The sequence below is a fragment of the Gimesia algae genome (assembly GCF_007746795.1).
Lineage (GTDB): Bacteria > Planctomycetota > Planctomycetia > Planctomycetales > Planctomycetaceae > Gimesia > Gimesia algae.
Genome location: NZ_CP036343.1, coordinates 4512151 through 4536112 on the forward strand (window position 1 = coordinate 4512151; position 23962 = coordinate 4536112).

The window sequence follows — 23962 nt, forward strand, 5'->3', positions numbered from 1 at the left end:
CAGCAGAATGAGATCAAATCAGGAAAACACACTTCAAATTCTGATTGACGATCGACGATACCGTATATATGCTTTTTGCTAACTGATTCCCTCCCCATTCACTAGGTGGTGGCCGCGTGTGGCTCGCTGAAGGAAGTCACGTTGAAAATTTAATTTGCTGTTTTCTTCTTAAGACCTGTATTGGAATCCGGGTCTGATTCTCAAGGATGATTGTGGGCTCTGTTTGCGCCCCCAACGCGCACCGTGATGCGCACAGGAGAAACCAATGAACCAGTATCTGACCGATCGACAACAGAAAATTCTGGACTATATTACCCGCGAAATTGATCGCTCGGGTAACGCTCCCAACACAGAACAGATTGCCTCGGAATTTGAAATCCCCTCGCTCAACCGGGTCACTCAATACCTGCACGCCCTGGAAGGCAAAGGCTGGATTACCTGCAACGCCTCTCCGCAAGGTGGAATTACCCTGGTGGAAAACAGCAATCAATACCGACTTGCCGTTTGTGGCGACGTCGTAGACCGCCGGGTCGCCTTCAAAAAAAGATCCTGAAATCTCCGTGTAACAGGGAAATTCTGGTCTCCCGTAGTCGATGCCTGTTTCCTCCATGAGGAGTACAGACAGGGTCTAAGTTCATGACGACAGGAATAATGAAGCTGGCTCCCGATAATTTCTTAATTTTCCTTTCATTTTAGCCGATTCTTCTATTCAAACCTGTCTCATGCAGGTACGCTTATATAATAGACAAGCCCTTTTTAAGCCTCGAGTTAAAAACTGTTTCATCTTATCGGAAGGCTCTTAATAGATGCTCAGGATTGAAGATCAATCGATTCGATTATGCGACCGGATGCCGCGACGTTCTTTCATGCAGATTGGCGGTCTCGCCATGGGCGGGCTCTCTCTGCCTCAGATTTTGAAAGCGCAGGAAGAAAGCGGAAAACGATCTTCCCATAAAGCAGTTATTATGATTTTCCTGGCAGGCGGTCCTCCCCATCAGGATATGTTCGATTTAAAACCGGACGCCCCCGATGAAATTCGTGGTGAATTTAAACCGATCAACACCAACGTGCCCGGGATTCAAATCAGCGAATTGATGCCGCGCGTCGCCGGTATGATGGATAAGTTTTCGATCATTCGCTCACTGGTCGGTGCGGAAGGTCGCCACGATTCGTTCGAGTGCTGTACCGGTCATCATTTCCGCAGCGCACAACCACAGGGGGGCTGGCCTTCCGTCGGATCGGCAATCTCTAAAGTCAAAGGTCCGGTCAATCCCACGGTTCCCTCTTACATCGACCTGTCCCACACGATGGCGCACAACCCCTGGAACATTAAAGGTTCTGGTTTCCTGGGACTGGAACATGCACCGTTTCGTCCAGACGGCGATGTGATGGAGAACATGACGCTCAACTCCATTTCCAATACGCGTCTCACTGAGCGCGCCAGTCTGTTAAATAACCTGGATCGCTTCCGCCGCGTTTCAGAGACAAAACTGACTGATGGTACATACGATGGCTACACGAAGCAGGCACTGGAAGTTCTTTCCTCATCCCGACTGGTCGAGGCGTTGAACCTCGAAAAAGAAGACCCCAAAGTCCGGGCCCGTTATGGGAAAGACGACCCCAAAGTTTTGAAGTACCCGCTGGAAATGGGATACCAGGCGATTATGTCCCGTTTTCTGCTGGCACGCCGGGCGGTAGAAGCGGGGGCACGCTGCGTGACCTGTAGCTTCGCCCATTTCGACTGGCACGGCAATAATTTTGGCTATGCCCGCAGTGTGATCCCCCTGCTCGATCAGGGAGTCGCTGCTTTAGTGGAAGACCTGCATGAGCGAGGCATGGATAAAGATGTCACCGTTCTGGTCTGGGGTGAATTTGGACGCACGCCTAAAATTAATAAGAAGGCGGGACGCGATCATTGGCCGCGCGTGCATGCTGCCCTCATGGCAGGTGGCGGTATGAAAACCGGACAGGTCATCGGTTCAACGAACCGCCTGGGCGAAGAAGCCGTCGACCGTCCCGTACATATGCAGGAAGTCTTTGCGACCCTGTACCACAATCTGGGTATCGATGTCGCCTCGACAACCATCGAAGACAACAATGGTCGTCCCCAGTACCTGATTGATGAACAGACCCCGATCCACGAACTGGTATAGATTACCCAAACTCGGAATATCAGGCCGATCTCAGTCAACGGTCAGGGGACAAATTTTGTTGTTTCACCTCCGTCAGCCGTTCCCAGTTCCAGGTAGACTCGGGAACTCATGTTTTCACTGAGAAAGTGGACGGAACCATCAGCGAAACCGAAGTGAGCGCCCCCGGTGTGATCACTGCCGGCAGACTGATAGAAGTTGTTATTGAATCCGCCAGCGGTACCGCCTGATATTCCAGTGTCAAACATGTTTCCCACGCCACCAGCGGCCCAACTATCCTGACTTGTTTTGGGTGCGGTTGAGCCGTGCAATTTCTGTACTTCCCCGCTCATGATCGTGTTTGAAGCTCCATCATCGATATCACGCAACGCGGTGTCACTGTTGACAGAAAAAACTCCCAGAAAAGCACCGGTGCCTCCACCAAAAGTGCCAATCAACGCATCCGTACGGTGTGTGAGATGAATCAGGTCTCCATCGGCCCAGCCGTTCCCACCTCCCATACAGACCCCGTAATCAGAGCCTCCTTTTGTAAAACGATTGGAGGGTGGCGTACTGGTTCCCGGATTTTCTCCGATCGTAATTTTCTCATCTACTTTGCGGACTTTACTCCGCCGCGTCGGACAGTAAAACACAGGGATATTATTTTCTGCAGCAGACCGGTTCCCAATCACATTCGTATTAAAATCCCATTGATTATAGATGTTGGCCTGATCCACCAGGGGGAGGATCTGCAGCATCCAGCTCGTACCATGCAGACCGGCTCCAGTGGTATTCCCAGCATCACCCCAGACATTGTATGCGGTCGATGTTGCCGTTGTCGCAATGGCTCCCGGGGGAAATACGCCATGAATTTCATGGTAATTGTGTAGCGCCAGGCTGACCTGTTTCAGATTATTTTTGCAGGTACTGCGGCGGGCCGCTTCCCGTGCCTGTTGTACTGCAGGCAGCAGAAGTGCAATCAGTATGGCGATAATGGCAATCACCACCAGTAACTCGATCAAAGTAAAACCCTGTATTCTGTTCCGATAGCGCATCAGAGGGCCCTTTATCAGATAATAGAAATGAAGATAGTATGAAATGAATTATCCAGAGCGCATTACTTTTCAGCGCGTCTCTCCTGCGATTCTATGTGGCTTCAATACCTCTGAAGACGCGACAGTAAACCTGAGTGCAGGCTGAAGCAAGCCACGACACTGTGGTTGTTTCAACCACAGTGCGCGAATAATGACTCGAATTCAGTCTTGCAGTCTCCTGGCTAATTTTCTGTCAAATCAAAATTGATTTCATTTGGCCCGGCTTTGACAACTGCCGTCAATTCCGTTTCGTCGCTGTAATTTGGCGGTATCGTTTCTTTTTCATCAACGAGTTTGCTGATCACCACTTTATGGTTCCCGATAGCCGCCCCCTTTTCATCACGTATATAAGTTAATTCATAATTTCCATCACTGTCTGTTGTGCCGGAAGAACCACGTATTGTCTCTGGCATAAATGTCACGTTGGCATCAGCCAATGGTGCCCCATCCAATGTCACCTTGCCTTTCACCTGCCCTAACGGTGGTGCATCGCTGCCACCGCAGGCTGACAGACTAACCAGTAATCCCAGACAGAGGACAACAGAACCGACGACTCGCATATGTTGCATGCTGATAATATCCTTAAGATCATATTGAAGACATGTTTGCAGGAAGAAGGCAGACAGGAAGCCAGTTCCTCCTGTCTGCCTTTGTGTGATAGCGATCCCTGATTTAAAATTCACCAGGAATCTTATCGCCGTCAGCGGTACCAATCCGGTTGAAAGTCCGGTTATCAATATTTTCGCTGATGAACCGTACGGACCCGTCGGCTAAACCGAAATGAGCGCCCCCTTCATGGTCGCTCCCAGGGGCTTCGTACTGACCACCATTGATGCCCTGGTTATTACCACTGCCATTTTCGGAACTGCTACCGGCAGTGTCGGTGTCGAAAATGTTGGCGACCCCACCGGCGGACCAGCTGTCGAGGCTCAGACTGGCATCGTTCCCGCGTAAGCGCTGCATTTCCCCTGTCATCAGGGTATTGGTGGTTCCATCTTTGATGTCACGCATTTGCGTATCACCGTTCGGATAGAAGATACCCAGATGGCCTCCTGAGAGTGTTCCCATCCATTCACCGCTGGCACCCACACCTAAAGATTCATGCCCGGTGCCGGAAAAACCATCACCGAATCCGTTACCGGCGCCTTTACATCCGCCGTAATCAGTGCCCCCCTTTTCAAATGCATTATTGATTGTCGTGGAGCCGGGGGATTCATCCAGTTGAAGTTTTGCATCAACCTTACGAACCTTGCTACGACGTGAGGGACAATAGAAGATGGGGATATCCACTTCCGCAACAGCCCGGTTTCCCATCACATTGGTATTGAAATTCCATTTATTATATGTATTTGCCTGATCAACAAAGGGTAAGATCTGGAGCATCCAGCTGGTTCCATGCGTTCCTACTCCGCTGGTATTCCCTGCTTCCATCCACTCACGCCAGCGCACTGTGTTACCACTGCCACCATTGGTCAGTGTGACAATTGAGCCGGGGGGGAAAGCACCATGTGTTTCATGATAGTTGTGGAGTCCCAGTCCGAGTTGTTTCAGATTGTTCTTGCAGGTACTCCGCCGCGCCGCTTCGCGTGCCGATTGCACAGCCGGTAACAGCAAGGCAATCAGGATCGCGATAATCGCAATCACGACCAGCAACTCAATCAGCGTAAATCCCGCTTTCTGTCGATGACCTGTATTGTTTTTCATAATACTCTCCAGCACGTTTAAAAAAGAATTGAATAAAAAAAGAAACACATAGTTTGCCTCATAAACATCCAGCCCATGAGGAAATTGAAACGAACCCCGTTCCTGAAGTGCTCATAAAAGATCGATGAGAAAAGACTGCGATGATAGATGTGATTCAAACAGTCAGACAAAATGACCGACCAGACAGAGACACTGGTAGAAATGCACTATTTTTCTACAAACCCTGTTCACTTATTTAATCAATCAGTTTTGATTTGTCAAAATAATTCGCCCTGCACGACTTAACTTACTCAATATTCAGCACTTAATAAAACTTAATAAGTACTGATCCGTCCAAGGTCAACCCAGAACTCAACCTGTACAAGATGGCTACTCATTTCAGCGTAAAGCGATAGCAGATAGATAGTTTTGTGAATTCCCTATTAACACCGTCTGGCCATCATGTAGTATTTGACCACCTTCCCAGTGTCCCGATAGCAAAGTTTCTGATTTTCCGTATCTCAAGTGATGATTCCTGAAATCATCACTCACCGCGGTTTTCTAAATGTCCAGATCCATAACGGAGCAGTTCCCAGCAGAATCACAGACTCTTTTCCCAATCTTTATACGTCCGCACTCAGCTCAAGATATAATCGGGATGTTGATTATTCATCAATCAACATTTAAAGTGACTGTAGACTCCTGACTGAATCACTTCACAGGAGTATTGAACTTCAATTGCCGCCGCCCGGAAAAGGAACGTCAAACCATGCTGACGCGTATTCTCGCTGTTGTAACTGCAATGCTGCTCATTGGATCGTCAACCGGTTTTGCAGAAGACTGGCCTCAATGGCTGGGCCCGGATCGTTCGAGTCAATGGAAGGCGTCTGAGATTGTCGATGTCTTTCCTGAATCGGGTCTACAGGTGGAATGGCGAGCCCCCGTTGGATTAGGGTACAGTGGCCCCGCGGTGGTTGACGACAAAGTCTATGTCATGGACTATCTGAAAAAGTCCGGGAAAGTCGAGAATAATCCAGGGGGGGCTTCCCGTCTGCAGGGCGAAGAACGCATCCTCTGCCTGTCCGCAGATACAGGGAAAGTCATCTGGGAATACAAGTATGACCGCCCTTACGATATTTCCTATGCAGCGGGTCCGCGCTGTACTCCCACAGTCGCAGCTGGCAAAGTCTATGCATTGGGAGCCGAGGGAAACCTGACCTGTCTGGATGCTGAAACAGGCAAGCTGATCTGGAAAAAAGATTTTCAGAAAGACTACCAGGCCAAATCACCTTTCTGGGGCCACGCCGCCAGCCCTCTGGTCGATGGCGATACGTTGTACTGCCTGGGCGGCGGCAAAGATTCCATCGCCGTCGCTTTTAATAAAGATACCGGCGAAGAACTCTGGCACTCACTGGATCATACAGAAACTGGATACTGCCCTCCGACCCTGATTACCCATAATGGCACAAAACAACTGCTTATCTGGCATCCAGGTTCATTGAACTCCTTGAATCCTGCGACAGGTAAAGTCTTCTGGTCGCTCCCCCTCAAACCCGGTTATGGGATGTCGGTCACTGTCCCCCGGCAACAGGGAGACTACTTGTATGTCTCCGCCATCGGCGACGAAGCCGCCTGGATCAAACTTTCGGGAGACACAAAACCTGCTGCAGAAGTTGTCTGGAAAGGGAAACCGAGATCCGCCCTGTTCTGTTGCAACAGCACTCCCTACATTGAAGGCGATACTGTTTACGGCAGTGATATTCAGTCGGGAGACTTTGTCGCTGTCAATCTGAAAGACGGCAGTCGCCGCTGGTCTACGAAAGAAGTCACAAATGCAGGCCGCCGTGATCGCCACGCGACCGCTTTTATTGTGAAACATGATGAGCATTTTTTCCTGTTCACGGAAAAAGGGGATTTGATCCTCGCCGACCTCACACCGAAAGGTTACAAAGAAATCAGCCGTTTTCATGTCCTGGAACCAACGAATGAAGCCTTCGGCCGTTCCGTCGTCTGGAGCCACCCGGCGTTTGCCAACCAGTCGCTGTTCGCCCGCAATGACAAGGAACTGGTTCGCGTCAATCTTAAGAAATAAACCGGATGCCGTGTACCTCCCTCTGGTCAGGCAGGCACCATGACCAGAGGGTTTTCGCGATCGGGTTTCAGTTAAAATCTTAGTCTGCCAGAATTTTGATGTCTGGTTTTACAGCTTCAGTCGTGACGGTAGATTCCGATGCGGGATAGAGTTCGGTATCGGGATAAAAAGCATACCAGGCAAACCACAGGGCATACATCCAGTTGAGCCCTGACTCTGCTTTTACCACGCGCAATGATTTTGCTTCGGGATGATAGGCCAGTGTGAATTTTTTGCCTTCAAGTTCCTCTTCCCACTCGGTCGCCTCCGTCAGATGTTGATAAGCGGTTACCGGATATGCCCGCTTCTGATCTCCCACCCAGATCCCAAGCAGAGGTGTTTTTTTCGGAAGTCGGAGATCCTGTCTGTTGACCTCAAACATCAGGCTGTCATTGCTCAGGTATTCTTTGTAAGCCGTCGACTGATACTCAAATGGAAACCCGGTCTCCGGAGAAAGAACCTTTGTATCGGGGTAGCGCTGTTTCCAGTCTTGCCAGTCTGTCAATTCGACAGGCAGATGCATCAGCGTTTCCTGTACCCGCGGACCACAGATAGCCTGAGACATCATTTGTGACCAGAGCCCATCCGTCTCCCCCGATCCGGTACGGTCATACAACAACTGATTACTGTTGAAAAGATAACCAGAGATCCCGAACTCAATCTTTCCGCCTGTTCCCTGGCCGTTATATACCGCCAGCGAATCACTCAAAGGGCAATAGGTCACGATAAACGGAGTCTCTCCAATCTGGTCGTTCACCACTTCATGCCAATCCAGGATCTTCAGTGGGTAGGCCCGGGCTTCGCCTTCCAGACAGACTCCCGCCACGCGATCATGTGATTTCATAAATGTGGCATCTTTGTTCTGGATAAAGTCAGGGGTTGTTAAAGCGGGAATACCATCTTTGGGAATCCGTGCATTGACAATTTCGTGGTTCGGCAACATCAGGCCCTGCACATTGAACTCCGGTTTATTCGTCAACGCCGCCACCGGGCGATTATGCCAGAACGACAGAAAATAAACCTGATTGACCCACGCGTACCAGCCGGCAAATAACAGACCTGAAACAGCAATCAGCAGTAATGCTGGCTGTGATGGTTTATCACTGGCAGGAGCTGCCGGGAAAGAAGTATTTGACGGATCCTGAACCGTCACTTCCTCACTCAGATGAGAGGAATCCATAACAGGCGCTTTCTTATGTAGATCGACTGCATATCTCGAGGCCCGACATACAATCAAATAAGCTCATTCAGAGTGAAAGTAGAAAAACGCAGCGAAGAACTTCGCAATAGAAACTTACTGAAGCCTAAACCATACAGAAATGCCATGAGTTTGGATAAGGTTTTTTATTTTTTTTGTGAAGAGTTCGTTTGGAAAGTTAACTTACCAGACTCAGAACAGCGGCCCATGAGTTGGTCAGACAGAAGCTCTGAACCGATAACAAAAGAATTGCTTGCGCTGGCAGACTAAAACCGCCAAACCCGCTCGCCAGCTTAATTCGATTCAGGGTCAGGCGCGTTCCAGACAGTCACACCGAGATGATATCCTGTATGCTGTGGTGAATCGCTGGAATACCAGGCTGTCACGATCTCGCCATTTTCCTTCTGAACACTGGATGGGTAACCGCAATCCCCGCCATCGGCTGTGTGTGAAATCCGAATCGGTTCGCTCCAGGTCTGCCCCTCATCGCTGCTGAGCTTCGCACACACGCCCCGCCGTCCGTTGACGCGAATGCCATAACTGAGCAGTAACCGGCCATCTTTCAAACGCGCCAGATGGCCGTTGATCTCATTGCGTCCCGTCACAGGTTGCGGCGGCTGCCAGGTCACTCCGTTATCGTTGCTGCGAATCAGTTCCATTTTATCGATGCGGGCTGCCGCCAGCCAGCGTTTATCTCCCAGGTAAAACAGATCGGTTTCATTGTGAGCAGGACCAATGACAGAGACCACACTCCAGGTCTGGCCATCATCGTCACTTGTTAAATGCGATGATTTCCAGCCTTTGGTTTTGGTGGACTGGCTGGGATCTTTAAACTGGCCCTGGTAGCAGGAGACATGGAGCGCGCCATCAGCGCCCACCCAGATGTCACCGAAAGGAATCAATTCAGACCAGCCTGCTTCTGCTGCCGGGAAGTCTTCCGATTTCGTCCAGCTGCGCCCCCCATCGCTCGACCGCAGCACCCAGCTGCGCAGAATCGCATCCCGAAAGGCTGCCTGCTTGGGACGCTCCGGCTGTTTGAGATTGCTCCAGCCGGAACAGAGTACAATCAGATCGCCATTCTTCGCCAGTCCCGTCGCATGATTCATCCGCACGGTGTTCGGTATATGCTGCGTGACTGTGCTGCGTTTCTTCCATTTGATTCCATCCGGGCTGGCCCAGCAGTCGATGTCCCCTTCCCGCTGTCCGTGACTGGGTTGATTGTGAAACACTGCGATAATCGTTCCGTCCGGGAGCAGCGTCAGATTCGGCCAGGCACAGACGTTTTCCACAGCGACCACCTGTTTGAGAACGGGGGATTTCTGAGCTGGCAACTCGTCGACAAGGAAATAGGTGAGTGCAACAGACAGAAAGATCAAGAAGGCAGTTCTCATCTTTACCCCGATCAAGCATCAACGGCTATTTGAAATGTAAAATCAGTTCCCCGGTTTCGATATATTTTGAAGAGGAACCACGAAAGAGTGCAGGTATCGTGGATTTCAATTTTACTGTTTTCTGCTGCCCCACGACAACCACAGCTCCCAAATATAATTGGTTCTGGTGCTGAACAATTGGAGTTCCACTCATTTCCACAGCAGTGATAAAATCGGGCAAGGGACGTTTTTTTGCTTCCTCGAGAACAGCTTGATGTTCGGCAGACATTGTCGACAATGCTTGTCGAACAGGCAGTGGTCCATAATTAGATGTTTTGCTGCTCGCAGCTAAAGTGATTCGAAAGCCCTTCGTAGAACTGCGTTGCCCAGGTGCGATCACAGCCGCTTTCGCGCCCGCCAGCACTGCTTCCCCGCCAGGATTTCGTTTGACCTCCAATGGATGTCCCTGTTCGTCGCAGGCCAGAAATGATTTACAGAGATAAGGCGGCAGCCTGTTCGGAAGCGTTGCTTCCATCTTTTGCTGACTGCAGTTCCGGAAGTGATAATGGACCCAGATACGGTCACCGGTCTGATAACGTTCTTTGACCGGAGTCACTGAAATTCCAGCCTGAATATTGCAACCGACCTGAAGTTTTCCCCAGACAATCAGTTCCCTGGCAGAGTTTGGTTCTTCAGAATAACAAGCTTGAGCAGGACTCATAATCACGAGACTGAACAATGTCAAACCAATTCTTGTCAGCAACATCTTCATTCCGGCTCCCTTCAAAAGTGTCCCTCGTATACTGCGCTGGAGCAGCAATATAACAGACCGTAAGTTTACCGGGGAGATCAACTTTCTTGGAATCGCTGTCAAATTGATACTGAGACCGACTTACCGCAGGGCCGGCAGACTGTCTTTGAGCCTGGAGATCAGCGTGGATTCGTCTTTCCGGGAGACCGGTTCGTCAGCAACGGCACGGAGCGGACACTGACGGCACATCACCAGAATGTAAGCCGAGGGAATATAATAGAGCGCCAACAGCGTCGCGCCTCCTACACCCCCGGCAATCGTGATCGCCAATGGAGGCCAGAACCCGCCTCCGGCTATCACCAGCGGTGCAAAGCCAGCCACCGTTGTCAGAGAAGTCGCGACCACATGCCGCGTCGATCGCAAAACGACATCGCGAACGACAACACGATTCCCCTTGCGTGCTTCGGGGTTGGCACGCAGTTCTGCCAGCACGACGATGGCATCGTTAATCGCGACCCCCGCCAGACCCATCGATCCGACAATCGCCATGAAACCAAAGGGAAAATCAAACAGCCACAGCATCCCCAGCCCCAGTCCAATCGAAAGCATACCGACAGTCCCCACCAGCGCCGCCACGCGAAACGAAGCGAAAGACAATACCAGCGTCGCCACCATCAGGACCATCAACACGCCGACATTCGCCAGCAGATTGCCGACCGCATCATTTCGCTTGGATGCTTCTCCGCCCCATTCCAGTCGATAACCGGGCGGAAGTTCAAAGCCCGCCTGCTTCAATTTTGACTGAAATTCCGCCAGTGCTTCCGCGGGCAGGACCCCTGCTTTGAGATAAGCCTGCACTTCATTCATCCGCTCCCCATTGAAATGAGAAATGGCTGCCACTTCCGATGACATTTTGACTTCGGCAATCGCCGTCAAGGGGACAAACTGCGGCTGTCCGTCAGCGGTCTTGATACTGGAGATCAACTGCAACGAAGCAATTTCATTGATCGAACCTCGCCGCGCCTGAGGCACGCGAATCCGTACAGGCAGTTCTTCTGTCTCTTCGAGGATACTTCCCCCCAGGGAACCTTCCAGTGCTGCGTTTAACTGATTGGAGATTTCCGCATGATCCAGTCCCGCCAGTCGTGCCTGTTCTTCGTCGATCTTCAATGTCAGTTTCGGAAGGGGATCTGCGAGTTCCGCTTTGTGATGCAGTACATTCGACGTACGACTCAATATCGTCCGCAGTTCATCTCCACTCTGGCTGAGCTGATGCAGGTCAGGTCCGAACAGGCGCACTTCAATCGGTGCGTCGAAAGGTGGCCCCTGTTCCAGCTGTCGCACCAGCACACGCGAATGGGGTACTTTCTGGTCCAGTTCCCGTTGCAGAGCATGAATCAGAGCCTGGCCTCCTTCCGCGGAGTTCAGCTGTACGAGCGCCTGGGCATAATTTGAAGCATTTTCTCGCTTGGCAACGATATTGTAGTAAAACTGTGGTGCGCTTTCCCCCAGAAACCATTCGATCCCCTTGACCTGGGGATGTTCCAGTACCACCTGGCGGATCGTTTCGATGGTCTGCCGGGTCTCAGCAAGTGACGCGTGTGCATTCAACTCCAGTTCAATATTGACCTGATCGCGGTCTGCAGGTGGAAAGAACTGCTCCGGCAGCGAACCAGCGACAATAAAGCCGCTGATCGGCAGCAGACATCCCAGCGCCACCCCCAGCAACGGACGTGCGAATAGAAAATCCAGCGATTTCTGATACATGTCACGCAGACCAGCATGACTGAAGCCTGCTTGCCACCAGTGTGCATGTGCCGGATCTTCATTCTTATCAGCAAACAGAGCCGCAATGGCAGGGATGACCGTCATCGCCAGGAAGAAGGAACTGCAAATCGCCAGAATCACGCTGATGGCGATGGAACCGACGAACTCACCCGCGGGCCCGGGCATTAATGCGATCGGTGCAAAAGCAAGCACCGTCGTTAGAGTTGATCCCAGTAAAGGAACTGCCAGATGTTTCACGGTGGAAATCACGGCGTCATCGGGAGCCATCCCCGTATGTAATTTGGACCGGACTTCATCCACCACCACAATTGCATTATCAATCAACAAACCCAGCGCGATAATCAACCCGGTGACTGACATCTGATGAATGGGGATATCCAGGAAACGCAATCCTGCGAGTACCATGAACGCGGATAACGGCAATGCGGTTCCCACCACCAGCGCATTTCGCCAGCCCATCATGAACACGATCACCGCGATCACCGCGATTCCCCCCAGCACGAGGTTCCAGACGAGCCCGCTGAGACGCGCCTCAACATAGCGGTTCTGATCGAACAGAGTCTGCACGCTCACATCGTCTGCCAGCGACTGTTTGAACTCGGCCAACGCCGCTTTTGCTGCGTGGCTCCAGTGATCAATCCGCACATTGTCCCGCACAAACATCCCCAGCGTGACCGCAGGCTTGCCATCCGCGATCACCAGACTGCTCAACGGCAAAGCGACACCTTTACGAATCGTCGCGATATCACCCAACTGCACAGAATGGCCTTCCGAACCGAACTGCACCGGTGTATTGGCAATCCGTGAAAGGGAATCCAGTTCGGTATCGACGTCAATCAGCAAATCACTTTTCGCACCGCGCAACTGGCCAGCAGTTAACTTGGCATCCGATGATTCCACCTGCTTCGCGATATCTTTCACACTTAATCCCAGCGAAGCAATTTTATCAGGCTGGACTTCCACAACGATCTCTTCATCCGGATCGCCGAATGTATCAATGTCTTCTGTCCCGGAAATCGCCCGCAGACGATCTTCCAGTTGTTTGGCAGAGCGACGCAGCACGGCATAGTTCACATCGTTCGGATTATTCCACACCAGCGCCACAATCAATGCGTAGGCTTTGACTTCCAGCTCTTCAAAATCGGGTTCTTCTGCCCCTGCAGGAAATTCGACCCGGGCATCATCAATTTTATCCCGGATTCGCGACCAGACTTCATCGACTTTATAAATATCGTCACGAAGCTCAATTGTCATAGAGGACATACCAGTCCGGGAGATGGTCCGCAGCTCCTTGATCTCATCAATCTCTCGCAGTTCTTCTTCCAGCTTTTCGGAAACCAGAGATTCTACCCGCGTCGCATCGGCTCCCGGGAAGCGGGTATTGACCCGCGCGACCCGCTGCGTCAATACGGGGTCTTCCATGCGAGGCAGCACGTAAAAACTGGAGAGACCGGCGACGGTGATCAGCGCGATCAGCAAGATAAGTAACCGCCGATTTCGATAAAATAATCCTTCCAGCATGATTAAATTCCCCTGCCCCATCAACGTGACGCGATTGATACTTGTATCACTGTCATCTCAACTCAACGACGGTCTTGAATGACCACCCGCTGATGGCCCGTCAATTTATGAATTCCATCTACCACAATCTGATCACCGGTTTTCAATGTACCACGTACCAGCACCCGGTTGTCTTCTGTATGTAATACTTCCACCTGGCGTTTCTCCAGAACATTTTCTCCTACCTCTTTTCCTGCAATCACGGCATACGCAGACCAGAGTCCCCGCTCGCCCCGTGCCAGGGAACTGAGGGGCAGCCAGAATCCCTGCATTTCGACTGGTTCGGAGATTTCAATCCGAATGACCTGTCCGGGCACCAATTGTTTCGCTGCCTTCTCGCTGAGTGAGAGTACCACTTCCTGTGTTCGCGTGACCGGATCCAGCTCAGGCAGTATCGCTTTCAGTGTTGACTGATAATTTTTTCCGTTCAGGCCGACCTCCTGCTGGCTGCCCCGCTTGAGATTCACTGCCATATCCACGGGCACCCCTATGTGAGCTTCCAGCCGTTGATCTTCCACCAGGCGAAACAGCGGCACATTGGGGAAAATGACAGTCCCTTCATCGGCATAGCGTTTTGAAATGTGCCCACTGAAGGGGGCTTTGAGCACGGTATCATCCAGATCAACCCGGTTATCTTCCAGTGATGCATCCAGGTTAGCGACGACTGCTTTCTGGGCTGCGATCTCCTCTTTACGGGTCCCTTCCTGCAACTCCGAGAGTCGACTGCGCGCGGCATCAAGTTGAGCCTGCTGCTGTTCCACGTCATATTGAGACGCTTCATAATCGGAACTGGTAATCGCATTACGTTTCAGTAATTTTTGATTCCGGTCGTGATCTGCCTGCAGATTTTTGAGTCGGGCGTTCAGCCGTCTGACTTCTGCTTCCGCGACTGCAACCGTTTGAACGCGGGGCCCTGCTTCCAGTTCGTCCAGCTTTGCCTGTGCAGCGGCACGCTCGGCTTGTAGTTTTAACCGCATTACCTGGAGATGCCGCGTATTCAACTGGGCCAGTACCATCCCCTCCTGTACCTGATCCCCTTCATCAACGACAATTTCAAACAGCTTACCGCTTCGCTCGAATGCCAGTTCACTCACACGAGCCGCCGTAACCTTACCGGTGTAGGTTCGTTTTCGGGAAAACGAATGGACGGGCTTCAGTTCGATCACATCCACTGGTATTCCAGCCTGCGTTTTCTCATTCACGGTTACTTCCGTAGAAAAAACGCGGTGCGGTTTCACCCAGAACAACCCCACGAAGACTGCCAGCAGCAACGCTGCAACAGACCACACGAACCGCTTACCGTAGGATGCGATTTTTTGACGAAACGTCAATTTGTTTCCAAAAAAAAACGACTCAGACAGTGCTCTGCTGAAGTTCATTTCCAAACACCTCCCGACTGACACGATCATAAACCGCATCATAGTCCACTTCGGAACTGAGTGGCTGCCACTGAATTCCGTCAAGAAAACGATTAAAATTACGGCGTAGCATTTCATAGGGTGCTGAAATGCCCAGTTCACTGAGCGAGTTACTGGTTGTGATGATTGAATAACCGCCGACAGAAAGCGACCAGAGACCGAACACAATCTCTTCAGGGGTGGCCGAATCTCCCAGGTGGACATCGCCGCGAGAGACACCATCACGCACAATACCACCGACGATTCCGATGCAGCGATGTTCGTAATTCGACATCAGCTTGCGACGTTCTTCCGAAGTTTTATCCCAGATAGAGTCGAGTCGAATCGTCTGCTCGACACAAAAATGATCGGGATAGGTTTTTACAAACAGCTCGGCAGCAGCGCCGATAGCGGCAATCCGTTCACGCGAAGTTCCCTGAAACAGAGACGCCTTCTGAAACATTGCCAACCGTTTTTCCAGTGTTTGAATCGCCAGAGTAATGATAATCTCCTCTTTACAGGAGAAATGGTTATAAATTGTTCCTTTTGAGTATTCCAGCAGACTCGTGAGCCGGTCCATATTCAAACCGTTATACCCGCCTTCGATAAACATCGGGCGCGCACATTCCAGGATCTTCGCCTCGCGTTCCTGCTTTTCTTGTTGTTTGCGTTCTCGGGTACTCATAACACCACCATTTTGACGGATCGTCATTAATTGTCAAGAGATTAATCGAAATTATTCATATCGTTGGAAACCAGGGGTTCGGCTTCAGATGTGCCAGTCGGCCTGAGATAATGACGCCCCTATCTCCTTTCATAAGTTACATTTAACATGCAACACATGTAAGAAAATGCCAGCGGAATTTAAAAGGGCAGCATCGGTTCGCAAAAGCGTGTCTGTCAGAAGCAGTCGTACGCTGCGCCATATTCCAACCTCAGGAAACGACAAACGTGCCGAAGACAGACTAAGTCTGTTCTTCCCGCTGCTTCTGATACTCCTTAAGCTTTCGATACAGGGTTCGTTCTCCGATGCCCAGCATCTTGGCAGCTTCTTCCCGTTTGCCATCTGCCAGGTCAAGGGCGCGTTCGATGTAGTAACGCTCGACCTCCGAGAAAGGGCGTCCGATCAGGAAATCAGCGCCTGAACGATCTGAAGTATAACTGCTGTCCCCCTCGGGTCCTGATACTGGCACAATTTCTTCAGGCAGGTCATCCAGGTCCAGAATTCCATCAGTATCCAGCACGAGCATTCGCTCGGCCGCATTTTTGAGCTGGCGAATATTACCGGGCCAGTCATAGGACATCAGGGCACGCCGTGCGGCACGCGAAACACCATCGTAAGGTTTATTATATTGCGACGACAGCTCTTTCAAAAAATGGTCTGTGAGCAGTGGTATGTCTCCACGTCGTTCGCGCAAAGGGGGCAACTCGATTTTGACGACGGAGAGTCTATAGTACAGATCCTGGCGAAACGTGCCTTTTTTTACCATCTCCAGCAGATCCGCATTGGTCGCTGCCACCAGTCGAACATTCAGGCTAATCTCTTCGTTCATTCCCAGACGGGCTATTTTTCGATCCTCAAGGACGCGTAACAGTTTGATCTGCGTCTGCATCGGCATCTCACCGACCTCATCCAGAAACAGCGTGCCTCCGTTCGCATGTTCGAACTTTCCAATTCGTTTGCCTACCGCTCCGGTAAAAGCCCCCTGCTCATGACCAAACAGTTCGCTTTCCAGAATACTGTCTGGCAACGCGGATATATTGAGGGGCACGAACGGCTTACTTTTGCGTTCGCTGTTCTGATGAATCGCGCGAGCCACCAGTTCTTTCCCCGTGCCACTCTCCCCTTCAATCAGCACGGTACTGTTGGTCGAAGCGACGTTTTTCAGCTTATCGACAATCTTATGCAACTGCGGCGTATTACCGATCACACCTTCAAAGCCAAATTTTTCATCCAACCGTCGGTGTAGTTCTGCATTTCGTCGCATCAGTCGCACTCGTGTGGATGCTTTCTCCACCGCGTTGCGTAGCTCGTTGATATCCAGGGGCTTAGTCAGATAGGTATATGCGCCCAGCTGCATCGCGGTGACTGCTGAGTTGATGGATCCATGGCCGGTCAACACGATGACTTCTGCATCCGGCAGTTCGTCTTTCGCAGTCCGCAGGATCGCCAACCCATCTACGCCATCCATGCGCAAGTCCGTAATCACGATATCAGCCGTTTCGCTTTCGATCAGTTTGGCGCCCTGTTCACCGGAAGTGGCAATTTTGCAATCGCAGCCAACCCGTTCCAGACTTTCTGCAACAGCCTGCGCATGGGCTTCATCGTCATCAATAATTAATACGCGAATGACGATCGATTCCAGATCGGTTTCCGTGGCGTCTTTCGAGCTCATTGAGCGGACTCTCTACCTTTCTAAATTGGTTGGGAAAACGCTTTCCCGCGAAGAACACTGGTTGAATATTACGAACGTGGTTTGAACAGATCTCTGCCGGACCAGCCAGTCCCCATCATATTCAAGTCAGAAATACAAATAAATTCCCGGGAGTTGTCAAAATTCAGCAAACGGGAAATGAAATCGTGAAACGGGTTCCTCTTCCCTGTTCACTTTCACATTCAATTGTCCCGTGATGTGCATCGATAATCTTTTTGACCGTCGGCAGTCCCAGGCCATTGCCCCCCGGCTTTGTGGAAAAGAAAGTATCAAAAATACGTGATTTGACTTTTTCATCGATGCCTTTTCCATTATCGATGATGTCGAGATAGACCATGCCATCTTTATGCGATGTCTGCAGTTCAATCAGACCGCCAGCGGGCATTGCCTGAATCACATTTAATGCCAGATTCATCAGCACCTGCCGAAACAATGCCTGATCTATCTGAACCTGCGGCAGGTCGGCGTCGAAATGCGGGCTGATTTCGATCGACGCATCGCGGGCCTGGGGTCTGAAAAAATCGATAAAGTCACTCACCAGGTCATTCAGGTTGGCAGAACTCAAGGCCAGTTTGCCCACCCGGGCAAACTGCAGGAAGGCATCCAGAATATCCTGCAAGTGTTTACATTCCTTCTGGACGTTCTCCACCTTCTTCAGCATCCGATGTTTCGCAGGGACGTCCAGTGTTTCCAGATCTTCAGTGAGTAGTTCCAGGTTCAGACTCATCGTCGAAAGTGGATTTTTGATTTCGTGAGCCAGCCCCCCTGCCAGCGTCGCGATTTCGGAATACTGCGCCTCGAACTTTTCACGTTCTTCAACGCTCAACGGACTTTCGTTTATTGCAGATGATCTTGTCATAGAATTTTCCAGATCGTCCAGGAAAAGAGGCCTCCGGCAAACTACTGCCAGAGCCATATCTATAAAAATAAAACGATGAAGTCATCTCACGGCGAGCTCCTTCATCGTTTTTTATTTTCTCAGATTAAAGAGAATCTTCTCTTACTCTTCTTCTGCTTCTGTATCAACATCGCCGTTGCTCTCACCAGCCTGTTCGGCCAGTACCGCTTTCCGGGATAATTTAACACGATTCTGATCATCAACAGCAATCACCTTCACCTGCAGACGGTCACCCATTTTGCAGATATCGCTGACCGACTTGACGAATCCATCAGACAGTTCGCTGATATGACACAGTCCATCTTTACCGGGAGCGATTTCGATGAAAGCACCAAACTCTTTGATAGAGCTGACCACACCATCATAGATTCGGCCGACGCGAATTTCTTCTGTCAAAGCTTCAATATGAGCCATGGCTTTTTCGACTATCGAAACGTTTCCACCAGAAACAGTCACAGTACCATCATCCTGAATATCGATGGAGGCACCGGTTTCTTCCTGAATCGCACGAATCGTTTTTCCACCAGGACCAATCAACAGACCGATTTTTTCGGGATTGATCTTGGTCTGATGCAGACGGGGTGCATAGGCAGAAATCTCTGCACGCGGGCGACGAATCGCAGTCAGCATGGTTCGCAACAGTTCCAGACGGGCCTTTTTAGCCTGTTCCAGAGTTGCTCGAATGATTTCTTCGTTGATTCCATCATTCTTGAGGTCCAGCTGAATCCCGGTGATCCCTTTCTGAGTACCGGCCACTTTGAAGTCCATATCACAGAAATGGTCTTCGTCACCAATGATGTCAGTCAGAATCTTATATTCTTTTCCTTTGGTCACCAGACCGATGGAAATACCGGCCACAGGCTGACGTAGCGGCACACCGGCATCCATCAGAGCCAGAGTCGCTGAGCAGACAGAAGCCATGGAACTACTGCCGTTTGATTCCAGAATGTCTGAAATCACGCGGATCGTATATGGAAAATCTTCTTCGTTCGGCAGCACTGGTAAAACAGAACGTTCTGCCAGACAACCGTGACCGATTTCGCGACGTCCTGGTCCTCTGATCGGTCGGCATTCGCCCACTGAGAAAGAGGGGAAGTAGTAATGCAACATGAACTGCTGCAGCTCTTCTTCAAACAGACCATCGACCCGTTGTTTATCGCGTGAGGTTCCCAGTGTGACGGTTGCCATGGACTGAGTTTCACCACGGGTGAAGACGGCTGAACCGTGCACTCGCGGCAGCGTTCCTGTTTCGCAGAAAACATCTCGCAGAACGTCAGGAGCCCGCCCATCCAGTCGACGACCGGTAATCGCCATTTCGCGGACTGCTTTGGCTTCCAGATCATGGAATGCTTCTTTGAAATCGCCAATAGTAGCGCCGTCTTCAGTCGTGTCGGCACCTTCCGGGAAGAACTTGGTAATCAGTTCTTCCTGAATGGCTTTAGCACCATCACGTCGTTCTGCTTTCACTGTGCTCTGCATGGCAGAACTCAGTTTCTGGAAAACGGCATCATCCAGTTTGGCCACAAACGGATTTTCCGGAGGCGCTTCGTATTCGAAGGGCTTGATGCCTGCTTTTTCCCGCAGTTCCAGCTGTAATTTGCAGATTTTCGCCAGTTCTTTATGGGCGAGCATAATGGCTTCTGCCATTTCGTCTTCCGGAATCTGGTTTCCGAAACCTTCGATCATCAGCACCGATTCGACGGTTCCAGCCACAATCAGATCCAGATCACCTTCAGCAATCTGTTCGTGATTCGGGAAGACAATTAACTCACCATCAATACGACCGATGCGAACGGCACCGATAGGTCCCTGGAAGGGAACGGGTGAGAGACAGAGTGCCGCTGAGGCACCATTGATTGACAGTACGTCCGGCTCATTGACGCCATCACAGGACATCACGTTGGACTGAATCTGCAGTTCGTCGTGAAATCCCTTGGGGAACAGCGGACGAATGGGACGGTCTGTTAAACGAGCCGTCAAAATTTCTTTGGTCGTAGGACGACCTTCACGTTTTAAAAATCCACCAGGGAATTTACCGGCGGCCGCAGCACGTTCCCGATAATCAACCGTCAGTGGAAAAAAATCAATTCCGGGTCTTCCCGGCCCTGTTGCTGCTGCAACAAATACTACTGTTTCACCATACTGAACCAGGACAGAACCCGCTGCCTGTTTCGCTAACTGACCAGTTGTAAGACTAAGTTTCTGTCCGCCAACCTCACATTCAACAACTACTTTCACAATATGTTCCTAATTCTTTTCCGACAAACCGACACAGAGGAGCAAACATCGAACCTATTTTCGGATGTTTAACTTCTCCAGAATTTCCCTATAGCTTTCTGCACTTTTCTTATGCAAGTAATCCAGCAGACTACGGCGACGACTGACCATCTGCAGCAAACCTCTTCGGCTGGCGTGATCTTTCGAATTTGACCGTAAATGCTCTGTTAAATTAACAATCCGTTCTGTAAGTACAGCAATCTGCACTTCAGCAGATCCGGTATCCCCTGTTTTGGACTGATATTCTTGAATCAATTCTGCTCTTCGTTCCTGCGTGACTGACATTCTTCTAACCTAAACCTTTAAAACAAACCACTTGACAAACAGAGAAGATCGGGGAAAACCCAATGCAAAGACAGCCACTACGTCCGTGTCTTGACTTCATCTGAGACTGGTAATGGCGAGAGAAAACAAAGCTATTACGCTAGCTTTCAGGGTATTTAAGGTACTTAATGTAGCAATTTGAATAGATTATTCAATGGATACGACACCTCGATTATAAAAACCTGTCTGAATAGAATCAGACAGGGTTCTTTTTTTCATAATCTGTTCCCGTTTAAACATGGAACACTGGACCACACCAATCGCTCAACTCATTTAAACTCTTTGGCATCAAACAGTTACCTCACGGACAACCACTTCATTCCCCTGGATATGTGCGATCTCAACCCGGGCACCAGACGGGATAAACGGCCCCTCACTGATGACATCCACCCAGACACCATCAATTTCAACCCGTCCTGCAGGACGTAAAACTGAGCAGGCCACCCCCTGCATACCGACTTCCAGATGCAGGCCTTTAACTTTTAAACTTGCTTTGCCGGGAAGCAGTTCGGGATCCAGCTGGATCTCATGAGTCGCGGGTTTCTGATAGTCGCCCGGCGGTGCCAATACAATGGAACTCATCAGCTTTGAATCGGGTAAAAACCGATTCAATACGATCGCCAGCACAATCACCGTCACCAGTGAGGCACTCATCGTTCCCACCGTACCAGACATGGTTGCAAAATCAGAACCGGGACGCAGTGTGTTAAAGTCCCCAAACGTCTGGCTGGCCAGGATGATCGAAGTGACCACCAGAAGCCCTCCCGAGATACCAAAAATACCAAAACCAGGAATCACAAAGATTTCCAGCAGGATACAGATCAGACCGATGCTGAAGATCATCACTTCCAGGTAACCGGCAGTTCCCCCTAGAAAGCGGCTCCAGAAAAACAGCCCAAAACAAAGCGCTGACATAATCCCGAACAAACCAGTCAGAGTGTAGAGCTCCAGATACACAAAGATCGCGCCCAGAATGAACAGGAAAAACGTCACAATCTGGGAATTCAAAATATAGACCAGAGTATCAACCCAGGTCCGTCCAACCGCTTTCAATTTGAGATCAGCAGGAATTCCCAGTCGCTGCTTGAGTTCATCCAGATCCCGGACAGGCGGTTCTGCAATTTTTAATTCATGCGCCCGCCCCCCGTTCACCGTCAGCAGATTTGCCTTCCGTGATTCGGGCACGGCTGGCCCTTGAATCCACTCGCCATTTGACTGGTGAATTTCATCTTCGCTCATGTACCAGAGTTGTCCGGTTTTACTGTTTGTGACTTCATAGACAATCAGATCTTTATCGGACATCGCCTCACAGACGGCAGCAGGTCGCCCTTTTTTTTCTGCCAACTCCTTCAACGTGACGCGTAGTGAACTCAGGATTTTTACAGGAACATGCTCAAACTGACCACCTTCTTTCATTTCAATGGGACCGGCGTCTCCCATTTGAGCCCCTGGTTGGAGGAAGATTTCATCACAGCCCAACGCGATGATCGCGGCACTACTCATGGCATGTTTAGGGACATAAGCCACCGTTCTGACCTGACGCGAGTCCAGATTGGCGATCATGTTCGCCAGATTGGTGCCGGACATCAGGTAGCCTCCCCCTGAATCAATCTCAAACACCAGCATATTGGCACCGGAATTGATCGCTCGATTGATCTGCCGTTCGAGGAATGCCTCAAGCAGTGGCTCAATCATCCCATCCACTTTAATCAGCATAACCTTGGGCGCGTCTCCCAGGGTGGGGTCATCGCGTAATTTTTCGCGGGGAATCCCATAGAGTTCAGCCAGCCCCCCGCGTGTGTCAGCCAGTTGCTGGACCAAGACATCCAGAGCACGGGCCTTGCTTCCGGAAAATACTCCCAGTGAGCCGACTTCCTTAATGGTTTCGACATCAGTAATGACGGCCATATTATCCTGCAGTCGTTTTAATTCATCGGGAGTCACAATGCGGGAGATGATTTGCTTGTTTTCGCCCTCTCCCTGTTGAATTTTCACTTTCAGGACGGCTTGCTGCGGGTCCATCATCCCCAGCGCCAAGGCGCGGCTCAGTTTGGCATTGTGGCGTTTCTCAACAATGGACAGCACGAATTCGCGTTCATCCCGATCCAGAGCTTTGCCATATCCGATGTCACCCAGTTCCGCATCCGGATGCATTACTATTTCATTACATGCCAGCGCCAGAACCACATTATTCCCAATCACCGTTTCCGGAATCCAGGCAATGGTTTTTAAATCGGATAATTGCGCGGAAGCCAGAAATTTAGCCAGTCCCTGCACCTGATGAAACGGGCTGGAACCGGGAGAGATTTTGAGAATCAGATACCCTTTTTGCCCTGTTTTGGCTGCTTCATTCTGTAATGACAAAGCGGCATTGGTCACTCTACCGTAGGTTACTTCACCCACTGGACTCTCAATCGTCATAAACAAAGCAGGCTTTGAAGGGGGGGGATCCGCATCTGCCTTTTTCTGCTGTTCTGCAGACTGTTTCTGCGGTTTGTCTGACTCAGCCGGGTCGGCCCGCAGGGTTGAACTTCCATTGAGCACTAAAAGTCCCAGAATAAAAGCCAGTATCATCTGGTTGACATGTTTCATTGTGTGACTTTCACCGTTTTCAGTATGAGATATGCAATGCCTGTGATCCAAGTGCGTTTAAGCCGGAGTTGAACCCGGAACGGTTTCAATATCTATTATTATTGTATCATAGCCAGATACTGATCATCTGGTGTACTCTTTTTAACGAGTTTTTACACCAGTTAGATCAATTCATTTCCACAATTATAGTCGATTTGCTGTGGTGAATTAAGCTGCTGTTTCTATGGAACGCCTCAAGATGAAGAAACTTCACAATTTTCCATTTTTGGAATAGACACTCAAACAAAAATCTTCGTTCGGGCAGAAACAATTTGAAGAACTGACATGGCATTTCG

Annotated in this window: 17 protein-coding genes; 3 read left to right on the plus strand and 14 right to left on the minus strand. The window is 50.4% G+C overall.

Translation table 11 applies throughout. The features are described 5' to 3' along the window. The first annotated feature begins 265 nt into the window (after window positions 1-265). The gene (locus tag Pan161_RS16750; protein WP_145228963.1) at window positions 266-553 is read left to right on the plus strand and encodes a LexA family protein; all 288 of its coding nucleotides are present in this window, start codon (window positions 266-268) and stop codon (window positions 551-553) included. Between the two features lie 253 nt (window positions 554-806). Beyond that, window positions 807-2153 carry a DUF1501 domain-containing protein gene (locus tag Pan161_RS16755; protein WP_197995362.1) on the plus strand — a complete coding sequence of 449 codons (1347 nt, stop codon included), beginning with the start codon at window positions 807-809 and terminating at the stop codon, window positions 2151-2153. A 41-nt stretch (window positions 2154-2194) separates the two neighbouring features. Here the strand turns inward: Pan161_RS16755 and Pan161_RS16760 are convergent, their stop codons facing one another. The 3 genes from Pan161_RS16760 to Pan161_RS16770 form a co-directional block, all read right to left on the minus strand. Then, the gene (locus tag Pan161_RS16760) at window positions 2195-3184 is read right to left on the minus strand and encodes a DUF1559 domain-containing protein (RefSeq protein WP_145228965.1); all 990 of its coding nucleotides are present in this window, start codon (window positions 3182-3184) and stop codon (window positions 2195-2197) included. 221 nt (window positions 3185-3405) lie between these two features. Then, window positions 3406-3792, minus strand: a complete 387-nt coding sequence (locus Pan161_RS16765) for a carboxypeptidase-like regulatory domain-containing protein (protein WP_145228967.1) — start codon at window positions 3790-3792, stop codon at window positions 3406-3408. A 103-nt stretch (window positions 3793-3895) separates the two neighbouring features. Continuing rightward, window positions 3896-4927, minus strand: coding sequence for a DUF1559 domain-containing protein (locus tag Pan161_RS16770; protein ID WP_145228969.1), 1032 nt, complete (start codon window positions 4925-4927; stop codon window positions 3896-3898). 748 nt (window positions 4928-5675) lie between these two features. On the opposite strand from Pan161_RS16770, the gene Pan161_RS16775 reads away from it, so the two are divergent. Continuing rightward, window positions 5676-6998, plus strand: coding sequence for a PQQ-binding-like beta-propeller repeat protein (locus Pan161_RS16775; RefSeq protein ID WP_145228971.1), 1323 nt, complete (start codon window positions 5676-5678; stop codon window positions 6996-6998). Between the two features lie 79 nt (window positions 6999-7077). Here Pan161_RS16775 and Pan161_RS16780 read toward each other — a convergent pair whose 3' ends face one another. From Pan161_RS16780 to Pan161_RS16830, 11 genes are all read right to left on the minus strand, one after another. Beyond that, on the minus strand, window positions 7078-8217 hold the full coding sequence (locus Pan161_RS16780) for a DUF3179 domain-containing protein (protein ID WP_145228973.1): 1140 nt from the start codon (window positions 8215-8217) through the stop codon (window positions 7078-7080). 311 nt (window positions 8218-8528) lie between these two features. Next, window positions 8529-9626 carry a sialidase family protein gene (locus tag Pan161_RS16785; RefSeq protein WP_145228975.1) on the minus strand — a complete coding sequence of 366 codons (1098 nt, stop codon included), beginning with the start codon at window positions 9624-9626 and terminating at the stop codon, window positions 8529-8531. A gap of 25 nt (window positions 9627-9651) precedes the next feature. Further along, complete coding sequence (locus tag Pan161_RS16790; RefSeq protein ID WP_145228977.1) at window positions 9652-10371, minus strand: hypothetical protein; 720 nt, start codon at window positions 10369-10371, stop codon at window positions 9652-9654. A 126-nt stretch (window positions 10372-10497) separates the two neighbouring features. Next, window positions 10498-13665: an efflux RND transporter permease subunit gene (locus Pan161_RS16795; protein ID WP_145228979.1), complete on the minus strand. Its 3168-nt coding sequence runs from the start codon at window positions 13663-13665 to the stop codon at window positions 10498-10500. A gap of 62 nt (window positions 13666-13727) precedes the next feature. Next, window positions 13728-15083, minus strand: a complete 1356-nt coding sequence (locus tag Pan161_RS16800; RefSeq protein ID WP_197995363.1) for an efflux RND transporter periplasmic adaptor subunit — start codon at window positions 15081-15083, stop codon at window positions 13728-13730. Then, window positions 15058-15786, minus strand: a complete 729-nt coding sequence (locus tag Pan161_RS16805; protein ID WP_197995364.1) for a TetR/AcrR family transcriptional regulator — start codon at window positions 15784-15786, stop codon at window positions 15058-15060. The genes Pan161_RS16800 and Pan161_RS16805 overlap by 26 nt, the downstream gene beginning before the upstream one ends. Window positions 15787-16066: 280 nt before the next feature. Beyond that, on the minus strand, window positions 16067-17497 hold the full coding sequence (locus Pan161_RS16810; RefSeq protein WP_145228987.1) for a sigma-54-dependent transcriptional regulator: 1431 nt from the start codon (window positions 17495-17497) through the stop codon (window positions 16067-16069). 163 nt (window positions 17498-17660) lie between these two features. Then, window positions 17661-18395 carry a sensor histidine kinase gene (locus Pan161_RS16815; protein WP_145228989.1) on the minus strand — a complete coding sequence of 245 codons (735 nt, stop codon included), beginning with the start codon at window positions 18393-18395 and terminating at the stop codon, window positions 17661-17663. Between the two features lie 141 nt (window positions 18396-18536). Continuing rightward, entirely contained in the window at window positions 18537-20672 is a 2136-nt protein-coding gene (locus Pan161_RS16820) for a polyribonucleotide nucleotidyltransferase (protein ID WP_145228991.1), read from the minus strand. A 54-nt stretch (window positions 20673-20726) separates the two neighbouring features. Next, window positions 20727-20996: a 30S ribosomal protein S15 gene (gene rpsO, locus Pan161_RS16825; protein WP_145228993.1), complete on the minus strand. Its 270-nt coding sequence runs from the start codon at window positions 20994-20996 to the stop codon at window positions 20727-20729. Between the two features lie 327 nt (window positions 20997-21323). Continuing rightward, on the minus strand, window positions 21324-23627 hold the full coding sequence (locus Pan161_RS16830; RefSeq protein WP_145228995.1) for an NfeD family protein: 2304 nt from the start codon (window positions 23625-23627) through the stop codon (window positions 21324-21326). Between the last annotated feature and the right edge of the window lie 335 nt (window positions 23628-23962).

Bases quoted from the DNA above. Each gene is read 5' to 3' on its own strand.
- Pan161_RS16750 (WP_145228963.1), top strand. From the start codon at position 266: ATGAACCAGTATCTGACCGATCGACAACAGAAAATTCTGGACTATATT.
- Pan161_RS16755 (WP_197995362.1), top strand. From the start codon at position 807: ATGCTCAGGATTGAAGATCAATCGATTCGATTATGCGACCGGATGCCG.
- Pan161_RS16760 (WP_145228965.1), bottom strand. From the start codon at position 3,184: ATGCGCTATCGGAACAGAATACAGGGTTTTACTTTGATCGAGTTACTG.
- Pan161_RS16765 (WP_145228967.1), bottom strand. From the start codon at position 3,792: ATGCAACATATGCGAGTCGTCGGTTCTGTTGTCCTCTGTCTGGGATTA.
- Pan161_RS16770 (WP_145228969.1), bottom strand. From the start codon at position 4,927: ATGAAAAACAATACAGGTCATCGACAGAAAGCGGGATTTACGCTGATT.
- Pan161_RS16775 (WP_145228971.1), top strand. From the start codon at position 5,676: ATGCTGACGCGTATTCTCGCTGTTGTAACTGCAATGCTGCTCATTGGA.
- Pan161_RS16780 (WP_145228973.1), bottom strand. From the start codon at position 8,217: ATGGATTCCTCTCATCTGAGTGAGGAAGTGACGGTTCAGGATCCGTCA.
- Pan161_RS16785 (WP_145228975.1), bottom strand. From the start codon at position 9,626: ATGAGAACTGCCTTCTTGATCTTTCTGTCTGTTGCACTCACCTATTTC.
- Pan161_RS16790 (WP_145228977.1), bottom strand. From the start codon at position 10,371: ATGTTGCTGACAAGAATTGGTTTGACATTGTTCAGTCTCGTGATTATG.
- Pan161_RS16795 (WP_145228979.1), bottom strand. From the start codon at position 13,665: ATGCTGGAAGGATTATTTTATCGAAATCGGCGGTTACTTATCTTGCTG.
- Pan161_RS16800 (WP_197995363.1), bottom strand. From the start codon at position 15,083: ATGAACTTCAGCAGAGCACTGTCTGAGTCGTTTTTTTTTGGAAACAAA.
- Pan161_RS16805 (WP_197995364.1), bottom strand. From the start codon at position 15,786: ATGAGTACCCGAGAACGCAAACAACAAGAAAAGCAGGAACGCGAGGCG.
- Pan161_RS16810 (WP_145228987.1), bottom strand. From the start codon at position 17,497: ATGAGCTCGAAAGACGCCACGGAAACCGATCTGGAATCGATCGTCATT.
- Pan161_RS16815 (WP_145228989.1), bottom strand. From the start codon at position 18,395: ATGACAAGATCATCTGCAATAAACGAAAGTCCGTTGAGCGTTGAAGAA.
- rpsO (WP_145228993.1), bottom strand. From the start codon at position 20,996: ATGTCAGTCACGCAGGAACGAAGAGCAGAATTGATTCAAGAATATCAG.
- Pan161_RS16830 (WP_145228995.1), bottom strand. From the start codon at position 23,627: ATGAAACATGTCAACCAGATGATACTGGCTTTTATTCTGGGACTTTTA.